21 protein-coding genes are annotated in these 20,081 nt (G+C 42.7%); 11 read left to right on the top strand and 10 right to left on the bottom strand.

The window, feature by feature from the left end; translation table 11 throughout:
* Positions 1 to 43 precede the first annotated feature (43 nt).
* Entirely contained in the window at positions 44 to 307 is a 264-nt protein-coding gene (locus JOD17_RS09775) for a hypothetical protein (protein ID WP_204697389.1), read from the top strand.
* Between the two features lie 19 nt (positions 308 to 326).
* On the opposite strand, the gene smpB is transcribed toward JOD17_RS09775, so the two are convergent.
* From smpB to JOD17_RS09745, 6 genes are all read right to left on the bottom strand, one after another.
* Positions 327 to 803, bottom strand: coding sequence for an SsrA-binding protein SmpB (gene smpB / locus JOD17_RS09770; RefSeq protein WP_204697388.1), 477 nt, complete (start codon positions 801 to 803; stop codon positions 327 to 329).
* A gap of 125 nt (positions 804 to 928) precedes the next feature.
* Positions 929 to 1,999: a branched-chain amino acid aminotransferase gene (locus JOD17_RS09765; protein WP_204697387.1), complete on the bottom strand. Its 1,071-nt coding sequence runs from the start codon at positions 1,997 to 1,999 to the stop codon at positions 929 to 931.
* A 150-nt stretch (positions 2,000 to 2,149) separates the two neighbouring features.
* Positions 2,150 to 3,919 (bottom strand): sodium:solute symporter family protein, encoded by a 1,770-nt coding sequence (locus tag JOD17_RS09760; RefSeq protein ID WP_204697386.1) that lies wholly within the window; start codon positions 3,917 to 3,919, stop codon positions 2,150 to 2,152.
* A gap of 2 nt (positions 3,920 to 3,921) precedes the next feature.
* Positions 3,922 to 4,782, bottom strand: a complete 861-nt coding sequence (locus JOD17_RS09755; RefSeq protein ID WP_204697384.1) for an alpha/beta fold hydrolase — start codon at positions 4,780 to 4,782, stop codon at positions 3,922 to 3,924.
* 99 nt (positions 4,783 to 4,881) lie between these two features.
* A complete protein-coding gene (gene htpX, locus JOD17_RS09750) occupies positions 4,882 to 5,757 on the bottom strand; it encodes a zinc metalloprotease HtpX (protein ID WP_204697382.1) in 876 nt (291 codons plus the stop codon).
* A gap of 11 nt (positions 5,758 to 5,768) precedes the next feature.
* Positions 5,769 to 6,323, bottom strand: a complete 555-nt coding sequence (locus JOD17_RS09745) for a LemA family protein (RefSeq protein WP_420827935.1) — start codon at positions 6,321 to 6,323, stop codon at positions 5,769 to 5,771.
* 157 nt (positions 6,324 to 6,480) lie between these two features.
* Between JOD17_RS09745 and JOD17_RS09740 the strand changes: the two genes are divergently transcribed.
* Complete coding sequence (locus JOD17_RS09740; RefSeq protein WP_204697378.1) at positions 6,481 to 7,638, top strand: acyl-CoA dehydrogenase family protein; 1,158 nt, start codon at positions 6,481 to 6,483, stop codon at positions 7,636 to 7,638.
* A 46-nt stretch (positions 7,639 to 7,684) separates the two neighbouring features.
* On the opposite strand, the gene JOD17_RS09735 is transcribed toward JOD17_RS09740, so the two are convergent.
* The gene (locus JOD17_RS09735) at positions 7,685 to 7,849 is read right to left on the bottom strand and encodes a hypothetical protein (RefSeq protein WP_204697376.1); all 165 of its coding nucleotides are present in this window, start codon (positions 7,847 to 7,849) and stop codon (positions 7,685 to 7,687) included.
* A 135-nt stretch (positions 7,850 to 7,984) separates the two neighbouring features.
* On the opposite strand from JOD17_RS09735, the gene JOD17_RS09730 reads away from it, so the two are divergent.
* Positions 7,985 to 8,935 (top strand): SDR family oxidoreductase, encoded by a 951-nt coding sequence (locus JOD17_RS09730; RefSeq protein WP_204697585.1) that lies wholly within the window; start codon positions 7,985 to 7,987, stop codon positions 8,933 to 8,935.
* 35 nt (positions 8,936 to 8,970) lie between these two features.
* On the opposite strand, the gene JOD17_RS09725 is transcribed toward JOD17_RS09730, so the two are convergent.
* Positions 8,971 to 9,186: a hypothetical protein gene (locus tag JOD17_RS09725; protein ID WP_042358620.1), complete on the bottom strand. Its 216-nt coding sequence runs from the start codon at positions 9,184 to 9,186 to the stop codon at positions 8,971 to 8,973.
* A 140-nt stretch (positions 9,187 to 9,326) separates the two neighbouring features.
* On the opposite strand from JOD17_RS09725, the gene JOD17_RS09720 reads away from it, so the two are divergent.
* Together JOD17_RS09720 and JOD17_RS09715 are read left to right on the top strand one after the other, a co-directional pair.
* On the top strand, positions 9,327 to 9,818 hold the full coding sequence (locus JOD17_RS09720) for a DinB family protein (protein ID WP_042358624.1): 492 nt from the start codon (positions 9,327 to 9,329) through the stop codon (positions 9,816 to 9,818).
* A gap of 53 nt (positions 9,819 to 9,871) precedes the next feature.
* Positions 9,872 to 11,923: a catalase gene (locus tag JOD17_RS09715; RefSeq protein WP_239575411.1), complete on the top strand. Its 2,052-nt coding sequence runs from the start codon at positions 9,872 to 9,874 to the stop codon at positions 11,921 to 11,923.
* Positions 11,924 to 11,981: 58 nt separating this feature from the next.
* Here the strand turns inward: JOD17_RS09715 and speB are convergent, their stop codons facing one another.
* The gene (gene speB, locus JOD17_RS09710; protein WP_042358628.1) at positions 11,982 to 12,926 is read right to left on the bottom strand and encodes an agmatinase; all 945 of its coding nucleotides are present in this window, start codon (positions 12,924 to 12,926) and stop codon (positions 11,982 to 11,984) included.
* Between the two features lie 77 nt (positions 12,927 to 13,003).
* Between speB and JOD17_RS09705 the strand changes: the two genes are divergently transcribed.
* Together JOD17_RS09705 and JOD17_RS09700 are read left to right on the top strand one after the other, a co-directional pair.
* The gene (locus tag JOD17_RS09705) at positions 13,004 to 14,431 is read left to right on the top strand and encodes a sigma-54 interaction domain-containing protein (RefSeq protein ID WP_239575410.1); all 1,428 of its coding nucleotides are present in this window, start codon (positions 13,004 to 13,006) and stop codon (positions 14,429 to 14,431) included.
* Positions 14,432 to 14,540: 109 nt separating this feature from the next.
* Entirely contained in the window at positions 14,541 to 15,893 is a 1,353-nt protein-coding gene (locus JOD17_RS09700) for a YjiH family protein (protein WP_204697372.1), read from the top strand.
* 17 nt (positions 15,894 to 15,910) lie between these two features.
* Here JOD17_RS09700 and JOD17_RS09695 read toward each other — a convergent pair whose 3' ends face one another.
* A complete protein-coding gene (locus JOD17_RS09695) occupies positions 15,911 to 16,165 on the bottom strand; it encodes a hypothetical protein (protein WP_239575424.1) in 255 nt (84 codons plus the stop codon).
* 189 nt (positions 16,166 to 16,354) lie between these two features.
* On the opposite strand from JOD17_RS09695, the gene JOD17_RS09690 reads away from it, so the two are divergent.
* From JOD17_RS09690 to JOD17_RS09675, 4 genes are all read left to right on the top strand, one after another.
* Positions 16,355 to 16,804, top strand: coding sequence for a MarR family winged helix-turn-helix transcriptional regulator (locus tag JOD17_RS09690; protein ID WP_204697368.1), 450 nt, complete (start codon positions 16,355 to 16,357; stop codon positions 16,802 to 16,804).
* Between the two features lie 166 nt (positions 16,805 to 16,970).
* Complete coding sequence (locus JOD17_RS09685; RefSeq protein WP_204697366.1) at positions 16,971 to 17,909, top strand: ring-cleaving dioxygenase; 939 nt, start codon at positions 16,971 to 16,973, stop codon at positions 17,907 to 17,909.
* Positions 17,910 to 17,943: 34 nt separating this feature from the next.
* Positions 17,944 to 18,615 (top strand): NAD(P)H:quinone oxidoreductase, encoded by a 672-nt coding sequence (gene wrbA / locus JOD17_RS09680; protein WP_204697364.1) that lies wholly within the window; start codon positions 17,944 to 17,946, stop codon positions 18,613 to 18,615.
* 560 nt (positions 18,616 to 19,175) lie between these two features.
* Positions 19,176 to 20,054, top strand: a complete 879-nt coding sequence (locus JOD17_RS09675) for an alpha/beta hydrolase fold domain-containing protein (RefSeq protein WP_204697363.1) — start codon at positions 19,176 to 19,178, stop codon at positions 20,052 to 20,054.
* Positions 20,055 to 20,081 lie beyond the last annotated feature (27 nt).

The following is a 20,081-nucleotide window of genomic DNA, read 5'->3' as shown; positions in this document are numbered from 1 at the left end:
AAATTGGATTGTCTATTCATACGTTGTGAGTGAGGTGTTGTACATGTCTACGTTCGGGATGTTGGTTATGTTTCAATTCGTTGCAATTGTGCTTTTACTTGGGGTGCTCAGCTTTATTGCTCTTCATATATCTGAGCGTACACCTGTGAATAGTAAACGAGTCATTTTATGGATTGTTATTGTCACGATGGTCGGTGTGATGGTCGTGGACATACTGAATCAAGGGAATTTTCAAGTAACAGCATTTGTGGTTCCAACAATTGTGATTGTAATTGCAGCTTCAATGCTTGCGAGAACAAAAAAATAAAGAGGCGGTTAAGGCCCCTTTATTCCATTCCTTTCATGCGTTGACCGATTGCTTTGTCCATTTGACGCTTAGCATCTTTCTTTTTGAGGGAATCGCGTTTGTCGTAGTGCTTTTTCCCTTTTCCGAGGCCGAGGAGTACTTTTGCAAAGCCGTTTTTAATATACACCTTTAATGGGACGAGTGCGTAGCCTTGTTGTTGTGACTTGCCAGTGAGCTTCTTGATTTCTTGTTTGTGTAAAAGAAGTTTCCTCGTACGTACAGGATCGTGGTTATGGCGGTTTCCTTGTTCATAAGGGTTGATGTGTGCTTGATAAAGAAGTATTTCGCCATTTTCAATGCGAGCGAAGCTTTCTTTAATGTTCATCTGGCCTGCTCGAATTGATTTAATTTCTGTTCCTTTTAGCACGATCCCTGCTTCATACGTTTCTTCAATGAAAAATTCATGATTGGCTTTTCGGTTTTGCGCCAAAATTCGATTGTCATTTTTCTTCGCCATAGTCGTGCATCCTTTGTTCGATTGTCGTTATCTTATCGTAGCAAAAAAGGCCAAGCCCTGCAATTGAGACGTCATGGCTGAACCGAAGAAAAAAGCCACCAATGGTTTGATTGGTGGCTTCTCGCTTATAAAACAGTCGTCCAGCCGAATGGATCTTCTAGACGTCCAGTTTGAATACCAGTAATTGCGTTATGAAGACGGTTTGAAATATCGCCCGTTTTATTGTTGTTAATCGTGTACTCCGTACCTTTGTAATCAAGGATACCGATTGGTGAGATGACAGCTGCTGTTCCTGTACCGAATGCTTCTTCAAGTGTGCCGTTTTGATGGGCTTGGATTAAATCATCCATCGCAATTCGGCGCTCATGAACAGGAAGATCCCAACTACGTAGAAGTTCAATAACGCTCTTTCGAGTCACCCCTTCAAGAATGGTACCGTTTATTTCTGGGGTATGAATTTCACCGTCGATTTTAAAGAAAACATTCATGCTTCCTACTTCTTCAACGTACTTCTTCTCAAGACCATCTAACCACAGAACTTGGGAGCGTTGGTGTTCAACGGCACGTTCTTGCGCTTTGTAAGCCGCACTGTAGTTCCCTGCCGTCTTCGCATAGCCTGTTCCTCCTGGAGCTGCACGCGTATAAAAATCTTCAACAAAGATGCTAACAGGATCGATCCCTTCTGAGTAGTAAGAACCGACTGGAGACAAGATGACGAGAAACGTATACGTCTTTGAAGGTGCAACAGAAAGGCTTGCTTCTGTATTGATGACAAATGGACGAATATAAAGTGACTTGCCAGCGGCAGTTGGAATCCAATCTTTCTCAAGACGGACGAGCTCTTTAATATAAGACAAGGTTTCCTTCTCATCGAGGGTCGGAATGCTTAAACGCTCATTCGAACGGTTAAGGCGCTTCATATTCTCCTCGGGGCGGAACAATCGTACATTTTCATCATGGTCTTTATACGCCTTTAATCCTTCAAATACAGTCTGACCGTAATGAAAAACCATGGCTGCCGGATCAAGAGTTAATGGCTCATAAGGTACGATGCGAGGGTGGTACCACCCTTTGTCACTATGATAATCAATCAATAACATATGGTCAGTGAAATACTTGCCAAAACCTAACGCTTCTGGATCAGGCTTTGGCTTATGAGTGGTCGTTTTGATGACTTCTAGTGTTTGTGATGTCATAACTAAAGCCTCCGCTACTTGGATAAGTGTTATTTTATAAAACTATATCATGAATTCTAACCATTGTGCGGGAATTGCTAGAATTCATAGACAAAAGAATAAAAACATCATAAAAAAAACTCGCCCAATCAATTTGGGCGAGAACACACGTTAAGATTTAGCGAAAAACTCTTCTTTTACATGTGCAACTACTTTCGTAACGAGATAAATGGCAAAAATCGAGATTGCAATGCTAATTGCTATGAAAATGAGATCTGTCACGATGCTAAATGGTCCTGATAACGGTGGAAAAGCAGTTGGTTCAGTCGAATAGCGATTGATAAGCATGATCGCAAATAGACCGACCCATACGCCACCAAGAACAATAATGTCTTTATTTGAATCGACGGTTTCTTTGTTGGCAAACATCGCTTTACACTCGTTGGACATGAGTGACTGCCCGTCGGTACGGTCGATGAGACTAATACCGATGTAAAGCGTAAAGGCGAGTAGTAGACCCCATAATATCACAGGAATATCAAGAAAACCGCTACCTGCAAATGCTTCCCACACACCACCGACTTGAATAATCATACCAATTGTGGCAGTTGACGTAATGAGACAGCCCCAAAAGGCAGCTTTCTCCGTCATCTTCTTCCAGTACAAAGCGAGGAAGACGAGCGGGACAATCGTTGAAATCAAGATAATTTGGATTCCAACAGCGGCAATCACAATACCGTTAGAAGAAATAAATGGACCGAAACCGATCGCAACGATGCCGATGACCGCTGTAAACACACGTGTGTACTTTAACTGCTGACGGTCGGTCATGGCTGGTTTGATCTTTTTTAAGATGTTATGAACGATAATACCGCTACCTGCATTCAAATACGTTGAAATGGTCGACATGGCAGCGGCTGCAACAGCTGTCACGACGAGTGCAGCACCAATAAGTGGCAATGTGTCTTGGACGAGTCGAATGACAACTTCATCGGTGTTCACAAGTCCAGGTAACAATACGGCACCGTAGGCTCCGATTAATACGAGAATCCAAGCATTAAACCAATCTAACGCGAAGAAGCTGTACACGCCACTACGACTGTCTTTGACTGATTTTGCAGCGAGCGACCGTTGTACGAAGCCGAGGTCGACTGGAATCCAAAAAGACGTCGCTATAATATAGGCGATTAACGCAAACAGCGTCATCTCAGGAGGTAACGTAAATAAATCCGTAAATCCAGGGAATAACGTCAGCTCTTCAGCAGTTGAGGACAGTGTAAACCCATCGCCACCTACATAATCGCTCATAAAATTCGTAAAGAACCCGTGCTGGAATGTAAGCATTAAGAACAATGCTGTAATCCCAAGTACGATAATGAGCATTTGCAATGCGTCAGTTAATACAACGGCTTTTAGTCCACCGGTCATCGTATAAAGAATCGTTACGATGGCGATTGGACCGATGCTGTACGCCCAAGAGATGCCGGTAATGACCTCGATGATCAGTGAGACCCCAAAGAGGGACATCCCGATAATGAAAATCCCCCAACTCACTTGCCAGACACTCATTAACACTTCGACTCGGCGACTGTTCCCAAAGCGAGCGGTTGCAAGGTCACTAATGGTCGTTAAGTTCATTGCACGTAACCGTGCACCGAAACGACTCAGTAAAATAATTCCGATTGTCGTTGCAGAGAGTGCCGCCCAGAATACGTATGTAAATCCGCTTGAGTAGGCAAAGCCGGGTTGCCCCATGACTGTTGCTGTATTGGCGACTGTTGCAGCAAACGTTAGAGTTAGGACGAACCAAGGCAAGTTACGTCCGCCCAAAATATAATCATCAAGCGAGTGCATCGTCTTCGAGAGTTTAAATCCAACGTATAAGAGACCACCGAAGTATATGGCGGCGACGAGCAAAATGACGAGGATTTCAGCGCTCATGCTCAATCCTCCTTCGTTACGAAGCGACGAATATCAGATAGAAACTGTTCTTGTTCTTCGATAAACGGGTTATGACCACTTTTTTCATAGACGTAAAGCGTTGCGTTTGGGATGAGTTGGTTCATGACTTCTGATTGAGACGTTGGTGTAATCCAATCATGACGTCCAGATGCGATAAATACAGGCGCTTTAATTGCAGTGATCTCGTCACGGTAATCGTAATGAGGCATGATATGTTTAAACGTATAATTACTAATGCCTAGGGATTCAATTGGGCGGTGTCCTGTTTCGTACATGATCTTTTCATCTTGATGATAGAAATAGAGACCGTAGTTTTCTGCCCACCACTCGATTTGAGCTTCTTCACTTTCAAGGTTGCCTTCGAACAGTTTTGGTATTAGCTCCAACTGTCTAGGGGTTGCTACTTGCTTTGCAAATGCTAACGCATCTTCATAAAAGTGATGACTTGGAGCAGTATTAATAAGGAATAATTTCTCAATCGCATGTGGATGACGGACAGCGAGAATTTGGGCGATCATTCCACCGAAAGAATGACCGAGTACGAAGACTTTGTCCAACCCTAAGTACTTACGAAGAGCTTCAATGTCATCAGCCATCGTCTCCATCGTGCACGTTTCTAAGTCAACGCGTTCAGATTGGCCATTGTTTCGTAAATCAACGTAAATGATTTGCATTGTATCTTGAAGTGGACTTAACCACGGTTTGAAATCGGAATGATCACTTCCAGGTCCCCCGTGGATCGCGATGCAGACGGGTCTTTTTTTCATCGTTGGACCTTCGGGTACGTAACTTGATCCTTCAACATCAAAGAATAATCGTGTTCCATTAACTTGTGCGAACATCTAGATCTGAGCTCCTTTTTCTACAAACTTAATCTATTATTCCACAAAAGCGATCGTTTTACTATGAAAAAAAGAAAGAAGCGAATTTTTCGCTTCTTCCTACATTTGCATTAACCGTTCAATTCGTTCTTTCGGGTCTGGGTGAGTTGAAAACAACCCCGTTACTTTTTTCTTTAAGGGGTCTGCGAAATAAAGAGATGCTGAGCTACTTGACGCTTCTCGTACCGGTGTGTCAACACCAGTAATCTTTTGCAGTGCTGAGGCGAGTGCTTCAGGGTTTCTCGTGAGTTCTGCTGCACTAGCATCGGCAAGATATTCACGGTTTCTTGAAATTGCCATTTGAATGAGCACAGCAATGAGCGGTGATAAAATTACTAATGCAAGCGCTAATATCAAAACGAACGGATGCTGCTTATTATTGCCACCACGTGAGAAGAACATCATTCGCATACCAAGATCAGATAATATGGCAACAGCTGAAACGAGCGCCACTGCAATCGTTGATAATCGAATGTCGTAATTTTTAATGTGGGCAACTTCGTGTGCAATAACACCTTCAAGTTCATCGTGGTTTAAGTGGTCCATTAAACCTGTTGTTACCGCAACGGCACCGTTCTTGGGTGAAGTTCCGGTTGCGAAAGCATTTGGACTATTATCTTTAATAATGAATAGTCGTGGCTTTTCGATGCGAGCAACCATCGCCATGTTATCAACCATCTCCCAAAGTTGAATGTTTTGGGAGCGCTCGGTAATTTCTTGTGCATGGTTCATCCGCATAACGACGTTCGTGCTACTAAAGATCATCATTGCGCTATAACCGCCACCAATAACAAGTGCCATCAGTAAGCCTGTGAAGATCTCACCGTACAAGCTGTACGTAAGAGCCGCCCCTACAAATAACACGAATAAAATAAAGCCAGTAACGATAACAACGGTTTTTCTTTTATTATGTTGAATTTGTTTTAATCGATTCATGGCGTCCCGCCTTAAAATTCTACTTTTACGTTTTGGCGTTCTTCTTCCGGCGTTTCAAGCATTTCATATTGCAGGAAGTTGTGTACATTTGCAACGAAGTTCGTCGGAATCGATTGTACGGCGATGTTATAGTCGCGAACCGTTGAATTGTACGTTTGCCTAGCATAGGCGAGCTTACGTTCCATTGAAGTCAGTTCTTGTTGCAAGTGCATAAAGTTCTCATTCGCTTTTAAGTCAGGATAATCCTCACGTAAAGCAAATAAACGACCGAGCAATTGTTCCGCTTCATTGTTGGCGTGCATTTGTTCATTTCGTGACACGTTAGAATCTTGCATTTGATTTCGTTTTTCGATGACTTGTGTTAGTGTCTCTTGTTCGTGTTTGGCGTATCCTTTAACGGTGTTAACGAGGTTAGGAATCATGTCATAGCGTTGTTTGAGCATGTTTTCAATTTGAGCCCAGCTTTCCTCCGCCCACATTCGATATTTGACAAGACGGTTGTACGAGCTGAACCAGAATATACCGATCGCTGTGGCAGCTCCAATTACGATTAAAAGTAAAACGATGAGTACGACTGTCATTCATAACGCTCCCTTCTTCTACTATATTGATACGATTTAATATCTAGGTACGTTTCACTATTTTATCATGAACTTCTAAATCACTGTAGGTGCATTATTCTGATGGATTTAGTATTATTTACAGAAAGGAGTTGAGAAAGTGATGTCGGACATGTTCGCTTTAAGCAACCAAGAAGAACGGAAAGTGTTTTTAGCAAAAACGGTAGAAGCGTTCGCAGAACGTGCGCATCAACACGACGCTGAAGGTAGCTTTCCCCACGAGAACTTTACTACCCTGAAAGCAATTCGCTACCCAGGATTAAGTGTACCAAAAGAATATGGGGGTAAGGGAATTTCGCTTACCGAATTGCTGGAGCTTCAAGAAATTATCGCGAAGGCTGACGGCTCAACGGCATTATCAATCGGTTGGCACATGGGAATTATTATGACTCTCGGTGAAAAAGGAACGTGGGACGATGAAGTGTACCGAGAAGTGGTCAACGATGTCATAGAAAATGGAGCGCTTCTTAACAATGCTGCGAGCGAACCAGCAACAGGTAGCCCAACAAGAGGAGGCAAACCTTTGACAACTGCAGTGAAAGTGGACGGTGGTTACGAAATTACAGGACGGAAAACGTTTACGACACTGGCGCCGACGCTCGATTATTTTGTTGTGAGTGCTGCGATTGAAGGTCGTGATGAGGTAGGGAACTTCCTCATTCGCCGTGATCTCGACGGAGTTGTGGTTAAGAATACGTGGGATACGCTCGGGATGCGAGCAACTGGTAGTGATGATTTAATCTTAAACCGTGTGATTGTCCGTGACAAAGATTACGTTGAAACGTTAACCCCAGGCTTTAAAGATGCTGCAGGGTGGCTTTTGCATATTCCAGTCACGTATTTAGGAATCGCAACGGCGGCTTTATCGTATAGCGCAAGTGCCGCGAACAATTACTCCCCAAATAGCATTGACGGTACAATTGCCGACTTGCCCAACGTGCAACAAAAGATCGGTGAAGCTGAATTGTTGCGTGTAAGAAATCGGCATTTTCTCTATGCAGTATCAAAAAAATGGGATGAGAGCTCCGATGAAGAGCGAAACAATATGAAGCTTGAACTTGGTGCTGTAAAGCATAGTGTCGTAAATGACGTGCAAACGATTGTCGATCTTTCAATGCGTGTTGTTGGTGCGAAAAGTCTTGCAACAGGTAATCCGTTAGGGCGGTATTATCGGGACGTACGTGCCGGATTACACAATCCACCGATGGATGATATGACGATTACCCAATTGGCGAAAGAGACATTTGAGCGAAACCATTAAGTAAAAGACAAGTTGCCTGTTTGGCGACTTGTCTTTTTTGAATCTCCTATACATCTGAATAGTAAGGTTCGTATCGTGCTTCTGTGTAGTAAGGTGGACGAAAAGAGCTCGAAGGTACTAGGAACTCATGGTCCGTATAGTTCATCACGAGCGGCTCAGGGCTCGTTTCAAAAAGGCGAGTAACTTCTGGGAAAAATTCAATGGAATTCATCGAAACACCTCCATATCGTACGTTACGCTTTAACACGTAACTTGAGCTTGACTTCTTTCACATCCGCATCTGCCCAGCATAAGCTGTTGAAGAAGGAGTTGGTCGTTTGTGAGTGATAAATTATCTCAGGAGCAAATGGAAGAAATCCGTGAGTATCAACGCTGGTACGAAGAAAATTTAGTTATTGATCCATATCCCCAGTATCCGAACCTTGGTACAATTAAGCGCTATGAAGAAATTCCTTTAGCTCAACCTGAGCAACGACAATTACGCCAACCTGGTATTGAAGATGTGATGGTGCCAAGACCCATTGTGGAGAATCCAAATGATAAAGGTAGTGGAAAACTACGAGGTAGGGTTGCGCTCATTACCGGTGGAGATAGTGGGATTGGAGCTGCAACGGCGATTAGCTATGCAAAAGAAGGCGCAGATGTTGCGATCTCTTATTTAGATGAACATGATGATGCCAATCGTACGAAGCACCGAATAGAACAATTAGGGCAACAATGCCTTTTGTTGCCGGGCGATCTTAGTGATAAAGAACAGTGTAAAAGAATTGTACAAGAAACGATCCAAACCTTTGGTAGATTAAACATACTCGTCAATAACGTTGGCATTCAATTTCATCAAAATGAAATCATGGATATTAGTGACGAACAATTTGATGAGACGTTCAAGATTAATATATACTCTCATTTTTATACGACTCGGGAGGCAGTACCTCATTTACAAGCAGGAGATGCAATTATTAATACAGCATCGGTCGTTACGTATGTCGGTGAAGCAAGACTGATGGATTATACCGCAACGAAAGGCGCGATTGTCGGTTTTACACGGGCGTTAGCTCGAAATGTTGCCCCGAAAAAGATTCGTGTTAATGCAGTTGCGCCAGGCAAGATTTGGACGCCACTCATTCCTGCAAGTTTTTCTTCAGATGAAAATGCGTTGCACGGTTTAAATCTTTTTGATCGAATGGCACAGCCTTTTGAATTAGCGCCAACGTATGTGTATTTAGCTTCGGATGACTCAAGACACGTAACAGGTCAAGTGCTACACGTTGATGGTGGAGAATCGATGAGCTCATAACAAAAACCCACGGACAATTTGCCCGTGGGTTTTTGTTATCCATTCGTTGTTGTAGGTGCTGTTGGAAATGTAGGAACTGTCGGCGGTGTTGGGGTAGTAGGAACTGTAGGGGTTTGACCTCCACCAACAACTCCGGGACCGTTAATTAAATTGTTGTTGATTTCTACTCGATATCCGTGACGCTTTTTTCCGTGACGTTGACGTGTGTTGCTACGACTGTTTCGCCATAGATGATAACTTTCACGAGGCATCATTGCACTCCCTTTCTAACTAGGTAATAGTCTATTGTATGTCATGGTCGTTGAGTCGGTTCATGGAAATGTAGCAGGAAAATTGTAATCGATGTGGAATAGGTATTCTTTAAAGCGATATGGAAGGGGTACAGTGGCGCATGGGAGCACAGCAGGTTTTTCTCAGACAATTGTCGGCATGTCATGATGAGAACCATTGGTTTGCGTGTTTGCAACAAGCATTAGCTGGGGTGAACGAGGCACAAGCAAATTGGAAAGAGCGTGTTGATCTTCATAGCATCCATGAGATTGTGAATCACTTAATTACCTACAATGGTCGATGTCTGGACCGTTTTCAAGGTGAACCTGTACCACCGATTGAAGAACGGAATGAAGATACATTTGTTTCTGGGACAGAGATGGATTGGGAAGTCACGGTTGCGACAATCACGACAATTATGGACGATTGGATGCAAGTCATTCAAGAAACAGAAGAATGGGAATGGGAACAACAGATTAGTGAATATACAGATGAAACGTGGGCGATGATGGTCGCGAATATGGTCATTCATACGGGTTATCATATCGGACAAATTGTGATGTTACGAAAACAACAAAACGTTTGGGATGTTGAAGCTGAAATGTATGAGTAAGCGTGCATATGAGAATTCCCTTCTAATATAGATATAGGAGGGAGGTGTGTACGTTGGCGAAAGATCAAGACCGTTATTGGAATGACAAAGACCATCAGTTAGATAAATTTACACAAGATAATAAAGGAAAGGAAATGTCTTCAAATGAAGGAACGAAGATTTCTAACGACGAAAATACATTAAAAGCAGGTCTACGTGGACCGACTTTACACGAAGACTTTTTGTTTCAAGAGAAACTCGCTCACTTTGATCGGGAACGGATCCCAGAACGAGTCGTGCATGCAAGAGGTTACGGAGCGCACGGAGAATTCCAAGTGTATAAATCGTTAGCTCATTTAACGAAAGCGTCGTTTTTACAAGATCCAAACAAAATTACACCGGTGTTTGTTCGATTTTCGCAAGTCGCAGGATCAAGAGGGGCAAATGAAACGAATCGAGACGTACGAGGATTTGCGACGAAGTTCTATACAGATGAAGGGAATTTTGACCTTGTAGGCAACAATATACCTGTTTTCTTTATACAAGATAGCATCAAGTTCCCAGACTTGATCCATGCTGTAAAGCCTGAGCCACACACTGAATTTCCTCAAGGTCAAACCGCTCATGATACGTTTTGGGATTTTATAGGTAGCAATACTGAATCGGCTCATATGATGATGTGGATTATGTCTGACAGGACAATCCCACGAAGCTTTCGGATGATGGAAGGGTTTGGCGTTCATACGTTTCGACTCGTCAACCGTGAAGGGACTTCGCATTTTGTGAAGTTTCATTGGAAACCAGTGCTTGGCGCCCATTCGTTCATTTGGGATGAAGCGCAAAAACTCGGAGGCGCAGACCCGGACTTTCATCGACGGGATTTGTACAACAATATTGAAATGGGTAACTTCGTTGAATATGAGCTCGGTTTGCAAATTATATCCGAAGATGATGAGTTCATGTTTGATTTCGATATTTTAGATGCGACGAAATTATGGCCAGAAGAAGAAATTCCTGTTCAAATCGTCGGTAAAATGACGTTGAATCGCAATGTTAATAACGTATTTGCTGAAACGGAACAAAGTGCACTGCATCCAGGGCAGATCGTGCCGGGCATCGATTTCTCAAATGACCCGTTACTTCATGGCAGAATCTTTTCATATTCTGATACTCAGTTGTATCGCGTCGGTACAAATTATCAAGAACTTCCGATCAACCGCCCTGTCTGTCCGATTCATAACAATCAACGAGACGGTCAAGGCCGTATTACGATTAATAAAGGTCAAGTCGCCTACCATAAAAATTATTTGGCGGGTAATACACCGAAAGAAGTGCCACCACGAGAAGGTGGCTTTAGTACGTATCCATCAACCGTTGAAGGTATTAAAGTTCGAAAGACGGCTCCTAGTTTTGAAGATCACTATTCTCAAGCACGGCTTTTCTGGAACAGTATGAGTCCTGTTGAGAAAGATCATATCATTCAAGCTTTTTCATTTGAGCTTGGAAAAGTCGAAACGGTTGAAGTTCGCCAACGTGTCGTGAATATGCTCGGTAAAATCGACCATGAGCTTGCCGCACTTGTGGCGAAAGAAGTAGGGGTGAAGCGACCGAATGTTTCTCAAGTTTCGGTGCAACAATCATCTGCTGCTTTAAGCTTAATGAACCAGCCACGCTATCCGAACACATTAAGAGTGGGTGTGCTCATTGCTGATGGATTTGACGGAGATGAAACGAAATACGTTTTAAGTGAGTTAGAAGAAGCTGGACTGGAACTCGTTTTTGTCGGGGAGCGACTTGGGGATGTCGAAGGATCAGATGGCGTTAAGTACTCCATTGATGAGACATTTTTAACAGGATCACCTCTTCTATACGATGGGTTGTACGTCATTGGGGGAAGTGATCCTAGTCGTTATTTCATGAGGAAAACGAGAAACTTTGTGCGCGACACATACAATCATTTCAAACCAATCGGTGCAACGGAAGAAGGCGCGGTGATCATTGAGCAAATGAACATTATCGGTAAGCCCGGTGTGATTGTCGAGCGAGAAGCAAGTGCATTTGTTAATGAGTTTGTAACAGCGATGGCTGAGATGCGCTTTTACAGTCGGGTATATCGGAATGTTTAAGAAAAGCAATGGGAGACCGCTCCCATTGCTTTTCTTTGGATTATGAAAGATAATGCGTTTACAAACGTCCAGCTTTTTCTAAGGCAACAAGAGAGATCATTTCGAACGCTACAGCTGAAGCAAGCGCTGCGGTAACGTCTCCGTTGTCGTATGCAGGGAGCACTTCTACAAGGTCAAAGCCTAAGATGTTCAAGCCTTTCAAACCACGAACGTATTGAAGTGCCTCATGGCTTGTAGGGCCGCCAACTTCGGGTGTTCCTGTCCCTGGCGCATACGCAGGATCAACAAAATCGATATCAAAAGAAACGAAAACAGGTGCACCAGCAGCACGCTTGTGGATGCGTTTTAATACGTTTTCAACACCAAGTTCATGAACTTCATCCATTAAAATCGTTTCAAATCCGAGGTCACGAGGGTCAGTCACATCTTCTGGTCCGTAAAGCGGACCGCGCAAACCGACTTGAATGGAATGATCAACGTCAATCAACCCTTCTTCAACCGCTCGGCGGAACGGGGTACCGTGCATGTATTTTTCGCCAAAGTAGTTGTCCCACGTATCACTATGTGAATCAAAGTGAACGAGTGCGACAGGACCGTATTTTTCTTTAAATGCACGTAGCGTACCGAGTGATGTTGAATGATCGCCACCGAGAATAATCGGACGAATTTCTTTATCGAGCAAAGGTTTTAGCCCTTCTTGAATCCGTTCGTATGTACGGTGAATGTTACCTGGGATAATATCAATGTCACCATAATCTACGCCAGAACAATGATCGAAGATGTTAATATCTTGGGACGCGTTGTATGGTCGCAACAAAACGCTAAAATCGCGAATATGTGCAGGGCCGTAACGGGCTCCTGTTCGATTCGATACAGCTGTGTCGAATGGAACACCGAGTACAGCGAAATCAATATCTTCGGTCGTTTTAATATTAGGTAAACGCATGAATGTTCTTACGCCACTAAAGCGCGGGGATGTTGAAGAATCTTTTGGTTTATACATCTGTAACACTCCTTATCACAATCTAACTCTCTTTAAATGCAATATTTATACCAACTTCGTAGTGAGGTGAAATGCGAATGGCGAACAACTTAGATTTAGAACTAGATGCGGTGCTCAATCATTCAACCGATAATATCGTGATTACAGATGGAAGAGGGTATGTGCTACGAGCAAGCCCCAGTTGTGCGGAAATCTACGGAGTCACTCACAACGCATTAATAGGAAGAAACGTCGAACAGTTGGAACTTGAAGGAGTCTTCAAACCTTCAATTACGAAGCTTGTGATGCAAACGGGGAAACAACAACAAGTAATGCAAGCAACTGTAACCGGGCGTACGGTTATGGCAACCGCTTTTCCCGTTCGCAATGAGAAAAAAGAAATCGTTCGAGTCATTAGCGTTTCGCATGACCTCACTGAGATTCAAGAAATGAAAAAGGAATACGAGTCCTTGCAAGTGCAAAGCGAACGTTATCAAAATGAACTGGATGTGTTGCGAACGAGAGAGCAGACATTTCATTCGATCGTTCATGAGAGTAAGGCGATTAGTCGCATTAAGACATTGATTAGTCGTACAGCCCCGTCAGACGCTTCTGTCATCTTTTACGGGGAATCTGGAGTTGGAAAAAGTATGTTTGCCCGTGAGCTTCATAAAGAAAGCAAGCGACTTGATGGGCCATTTATCGAGATTAACTGTAGCGCGATTCCTGATACGCTGTTCGAGGCTGAGTTGTTCGGGTATGAAAAAGGGGCATTTACCGGCGCGGATCGTCAAGGCAGGATCGGCCTTGTTGAGTTATCAGACGAGGGAACGCTTTTTCTTGATGAAATTGGGGATATTCCTCTTCAAATGCAAGGAAAGTTGCTGCAGGTGTTACAAGAAAAGAAAGTCACGCCAATTGGTGGACGAGTCGAGAAACATGTGGATTTCCGCCTTGTAGCCGCAACGAACCGCAACTTAGAACAACTCGTCGAGAAAGGGTTGTTCCGTGAAGATTTGTATTACCGCATTAATGTAATTCCAATCACCGTCCCATCATTACGCGAACGTAGTGAAGACGTTCCAGGGTTAATCTTTAAAAAGGTTGAAGAAATAAATGAGCGTTATGATTTGAAGAGAAAGCTCCATCCTCAAGTGTTAGAACGTCTTTACCATTATCACTGGCCTGGGAACGTGCGAGAACTCGAGAACTTTTTATCACGCTTATTGTTAACGAGCTCAGAAGAACTAGTAACGGTGGAAGATTTGAAAGGAATCTTTGAATCAAAAGAACGTCGCTCGCTACCGGCTTCAGAAGGTAAACCTTTATTAAGTGAAGGGTTTCAATTAAAAGAAGAGTTGAAAAAGGTAGAACAACATTGGTTACAACTTGCATTTGATGAGTGCAATACGACGTACGAAATGAGTAAGCTTCTTGGATTGAGCCAACCTTCTGTCGTTCGAAAGTTAAAAGAGTACAAAATCGATTCAAAAACAAATCACGATCCAAAAATAAATCAAAATTAACTTAATTTGATTTATTTTTGGATCAAATTGTAGCGTTCATCGTTTTATTATTTGGCACGTTTCTTGCGTTTTAGTATGACATAGAAAAATTACACATCTTGGAGGACATATGAATACGCAAGTAAAAGAAGCGAGCCATTGGCGTTTTATCATTTTTGCTATTTTAGGAATCGGTATGTTCTTAATTCCAATCCCAGTTGGTGATGAAGTTACGATCGGTGTTGGAATTATGGCCTCGTACGTACAAGGGTTAATGGGTGGAAGCATCCCGATGATTGTAACAATTTTACTCGTTATCTCTGCAGTCGGTTCAATCATCGTCTCAAAGGTCCAACCGACAGGCTTGATGAATAATGGGTTTATTCGAGATTTGTTTTATGTAAGTAATGTATGGTTAGTATGGAGAATTCTCGGTGCAATCTTTGCGATTATCGTTATTTTTCAAATTGGACCAAGTTGGATTTGGGATAGTGCCACAGGAGGAGAAGTTCTTGGATCTCTCGTTCCAGTATTGTTTACGTGGTTTTTGTTTGCTGGTCTGTTCTTACCGATTCTAACGGAATACGGTTTAATGGAATTTTTCGGTACGTTGTTACGTAGAATTGTGCGTCCGTTATTTACCGCTCCTGGTCGGTCATCGGTCGACATGATCGTTTCATGGCTTGGTAGTGGTACGGTAGGAGTTCTCGTTACGATGCAACAATATGAACGGGGATTTTATACTGGACGTGAAGCTGCGGTCATTGCGACAAACTTTAACATTGCTTCAATTGCGTTTAGTATTCTAATTGTGCAGTTTTTGGATATTAGTCACATGTTCATACAGTTTTATATTACGGTTTGTGTTGCAGGATTTATAGCAGCAGTGATCACACCTAGAATTCCTCCTCTTTCATGGAAGAAAGACAAGTATTATGAACGTGCAGAACAGATCACAACAGAAGATCCTGTCCCTGAAAACACTTCAGTCTTTAAATGGGGGTATCATAAAGCAGTAACGAAAGCATCCGATACACCTAGTGCAGGTGTGATGCTTAAGCAAGGAACGAAAAATGTATTAGACATTTGGTTCGGACTACTACCACTCGTTATGAGTTTAGGGACACTTGCGTTAATCATTGCGGAATACACGCAAATTTTCTATATCATTTCGTATCCGTTCGTACCATTGTTGCAATTGCTACAAATTCCAGAAGCCTCTGACGCAGCTGTTGCAGTAGTAGTTGGGTTTGCTGATATGTTCTTACCAGCTATTGTCGGTTCAGGCATTGATAGTGAACTGACGAGATTCGTCATCGCTTGTTTATCGATGACACAGTTGGTTTACATGTCTGAAGTGGGTGTACTTATTTTACGCTCTAACTTACCGCTTAACTTGTTAGATTTGGTGTTGGTATTTATTATTCGTACATTAATTACACTACCGATTATCGCCTTCATGGCACATTTCTTATTCTTCTAAAAAACAAACCTTCGGCCTTAATCGGACGAAGGTTTGTTTTTGCGCGATTGTTCCTCTACAACGGCAGCTAAATCAGTATTTCCGAATAGTTGTAGAACGGATAATACGCTAGCTGTGTCAATGTCTTCAGCTTCTTCTTTTGGAACAGTGACATCGTCAATCGTTTTCCGGTGTTCTGGATGCATCGGTTGCGATGGATACGCGCTTTCATATAACTCGACTGGGTCTAAGTCATGATTCACACACCACTGAGCAAACACCATAATCATCATGTTCTCATCTTGCTGGAACTGCTCGACAACTTTTTTCTCAATCTCTTTATTGTTCAAGTTGATCCCTCTTTTCATGTTTAGCGTAGGAGTTCAGTCCTCCCTTGTCAATGACTTTAAATGATACAGAGGAGACCTAGTGAAGTGAGAGAGTAACGGTGTTATAATGAGGAATACGAAGGTGGTTAGAAAATGACAACAATTGAATGGAATCAAGAACAAGCTTTAGCACTAAAACTATTCGTTGTAATGACACGCTCACTTGAATCAGTGAAAAGAAATGTTGAACACGATATTCGCTCGCACGGGCTAAACCCAACAGAGTTCGCGGTGATTGAACTTCTTTACAATAAAGGAGATCAGCCTGTCCAGAAAATCGGAGAAAAAGTATTGATTGCAAGTAGTTCCATTACGTATGTCGTAGACAAATTGGAAAAAAGAGGCTACACGCAGCGAAAACCGTGTCCAAATGATCGACGAATTACGTTCGTTTCTATAACGGAAGAAGGCCGTTCGTTTATGGATGAGATTTTCCCTAGTCATGTAGAAGCGATTGAGTCCATTATGGAAGGTCTTGATTCAGAAGAGAAGGAACAAGCCATTGATCTTCTAAAGAAATTGGGCAAATCAACAAAGTTGTGATAGAAAGTCTTGACATATCGCAAGGCTTTTTGTTACTATTATCTCAAATTAGAGATAAATCAATTCCATATTTTTTGCCCAATTATCTCGAATTAGAGATAATATAATTGGTTGTAATCAATATCCTTTCTAACTCTGGACATCCTAAACAAAGGGAGGCTTAAGTATGAAAACAAAAGGAATACATCATATTACGGCGATTGTTGGTGATCCTCAGGAAAATGTTGATTTTTATGCAGGTTTTCTAGGGATGCGGCTCGTGAAGAAAACCATTAATTTCGATGATCCAGGGACGTATCATTTGTATTTTGGAGATGACAATGGCAGTCCAGGCACGATTATGACGTTCTTCCCTTGGCCAGGTGCTCATAAAGGCGCAATCGGTGGAGGGCAAGTCGGTCGGACGGACTTTGCGATTCCACCGAGAACGATGGATTTTTGGAAGAAGCGATTTGAGAAGTTTAGCGTCTCGTATGAAGAAACAACTCGCTTTGGTCAAACATACCTTCAATTCGAAGATCCACATGGACTTCAGCTATCGTTTGTTGAACAAGAATCAGGAAGAAACAGTCAGTGGCCGTTTAACGGCATAAGCGAAATTGAAGCCATTAAAGGATTTAGTGGTGCGACACTTCTCTCGATTAACTTTAAAGAAACCGCAACACTATTAGAAGAGACGATGGGCTTCGAAAAAATAGGAGAACAAGATGGGTTTATCCGTTTTTCATCGAATGCGACTATTGGCGGAACGATTGATTTGTATGCTGACAATGTGGGTACAGGTCGTCTAGGTGCAGGAACGGTACATCATATTGCTTATCGCGCGAAAGATGATGATGAGCAAGTGGAGTGGCAAAAGCATGTGGCCAATGCTGGTTATCAAGTGACTCCAGTTCAAGATCGTCAGTATTTTAACGCGATTTATTTCCGTGAGCGTGGCCAACTGTTGTTTGAAATTGCGACAGATCCTCCAGGATTTGCATATGACGAGACATACAAGACGATGGGTGAGCAGTTGAAGCTTCCAGAGTGGTATGAATCAGACCGGGACAAAATCGAAGCAAACCTTCGTCCGGCTAAAGTTCGGACGATTAACCATCTTTAATTTTACGTAGGAGGTGGAGAGGGAGAGAAGAATTATGGGATTTTTAGCTAGATTATTCGGGAAAGACCATACTGAAGAACCAACAAAGGAGAAGGATATCATGGTTAAAGTAGCAATTATCTATTACAGTTCAACAGGAACAAACTACAAAATGGCAAACTGGGCAAAAGACGCTGCAGAAAAAGAAGGCGCAGAAGTCAAGCTAGTTAAAGTTCCAGAACTTGCACCAATGGCAGCGATTGAATCTAATCCAGCATGGAAAGCGCACTATGAAGCAACACAAGATGTACCAGAAGCAACAATGGACGATCTTGACTGGGCGGATGCCATCATTTGGAGCATACCAACTCGCTTTGGTAACGTACCAGGTCAAGTAAAACAATACATCGACCAAGCAGGCGGTCTTTGGGCTCAAGGAAAGCTTGTTAATAAAGTCGTGAGTGCGATGAGTTCAGCGCAAAACCCACACGGTGGTCAAGAAGCAACAGTTCTCGCTCTTTACAAAACCATGTTCCACTGGGGAGCCATTGTTGCAGCTCCAGGGTATACAGACCCAGTTACATTTGAATCAGGCGGTAACCCATACGGAACGAGCGCAACCGTTGACGGTGAAGGGAACATTCAAGAAAACAAACTTGATGAAGCCATTGCAAACCAAGCAAAGCGTACAGTAACAATTGCAAAAGCAATTACAGCTAGCAACTAAATGAAGTATGGAAACGGTCCCGACGACGGGGCCGTTTTTTTATGAGCTAACCTCAAAGAACGTCGATACTAGATGACAGATTAGATTCCCATCAGGTACCTCCTTCGGTTTCCCCTTTCGCGCTTACTTAGCACAGGCCAAGTCCGACATTCTTCCGGGTTCTAAATTCGTTGTACATCAATGACCGAAACACTATAGTCATACTAATTGCGACTTCAATCAAATTTGTTTGTGCGTTTACTCTTACACTAAAAGGGGAAAATCCTACTGGGATTGTAGCCATTTCCGTACCCCGCGTTCGTTCGGGGATATGGTCAGAACTATTAATTACCGTACTATTGATTACATTTTGTTTATTTTTGGGACAATAATTCAATTGATCCTTTCATTCTATTCGTGATCTAGCATATGAATGAGAAGAGGACTCGTATAAATCGGTCAATTCGATGAAAAAGAAATGTACAAGTGAACGTAGTGGAAAGCTGCTCGTTCGACAAAGTGTTCAGTGTTCGAGTAGCAGTTTGGTATACTAAAATCAAACAGCGTAGAGGAGGCGGCAGATGGAAAGTGCAGGGAGTCGAATGTTCAAATTCATGTTAAAAGTGACGAGGCGAAAGCAGTTTTGGCAACAGACAGGTGAGTCGTTGCGAAAAGGGATTGAAACGAGACGGCACCTAGATTATACGCCGCCGTTGAAGGTGTTAACGAACTTGGATGTAGAACGATTAGATTATGGGAATGTTCCTGTCTATGTATTGCGTCCAAAGGACGAGACCCCAAAAAGTCATCTATTTTATTTGCATGGCGGGGCGTATGTTCACCATATTACGGTCACTCATTGGTATTTCTTACAACGCATCATTGAACATTTCCCGTGTACAATCACTGTTCCTTTATATCCGTTAGCACCTGAACATACGTATGAAGAAACGATCGCTGCTACCGAAAAGATTCTTCACGATCGCTTTCCAGATGTCATTATGGGGGATTCAGCAGGGGCAGGGCTTGCTTTATCGCTCGTCCAAAAGTTAAAAGAAAACGATCAAGAGCAGCCTGACAAAACCATACTGATTTCACCGTGGTTAGACGTGTCCATGACGAATGCTGCCATAAAAAAAATAGAGAGCAAAGATGTATTTTTAGCGACACCTGGTGTTAAAGAGGCGGGACGCTGGTACGCCGGTGACTTGGAACTCGATAACCCATTGATCAGCCCAGCATATGGTACATCTAATTTTGATTCAAAACTTACGATTTTTATGGGGACACATGATATTTTACAGCCAGATGTGAAGAAGTTCGTAGAGAAGGCAGAAGGTGAAGGGAAGAAAGTTACATACATCGAAGCGAAAAGCATGATGCACATGTACCCGATGTTTACGTTTAAAGAAGCTAAAAAAGGGTTCCAGCAGCTGATGGAAGTGTTAGAAAAACAATAAAAAGGAACACTGCAAGCAGCGTTCCTT

This window comes from Geomicrobium sediminis (genome assembly GCF_016908595.1).
Classification (GTDB): Bacteria; Bacillota; Bacilli; order Bacillales; family Marinococcaceae; genus Geomicrobium_A; species Geomicrobium_A sediminis.
The sequence above is the reverse complement of the archived record's forward strand: the minus strand, read 5'-3'. Positions and strand labels throughout refer to the sequence as shown.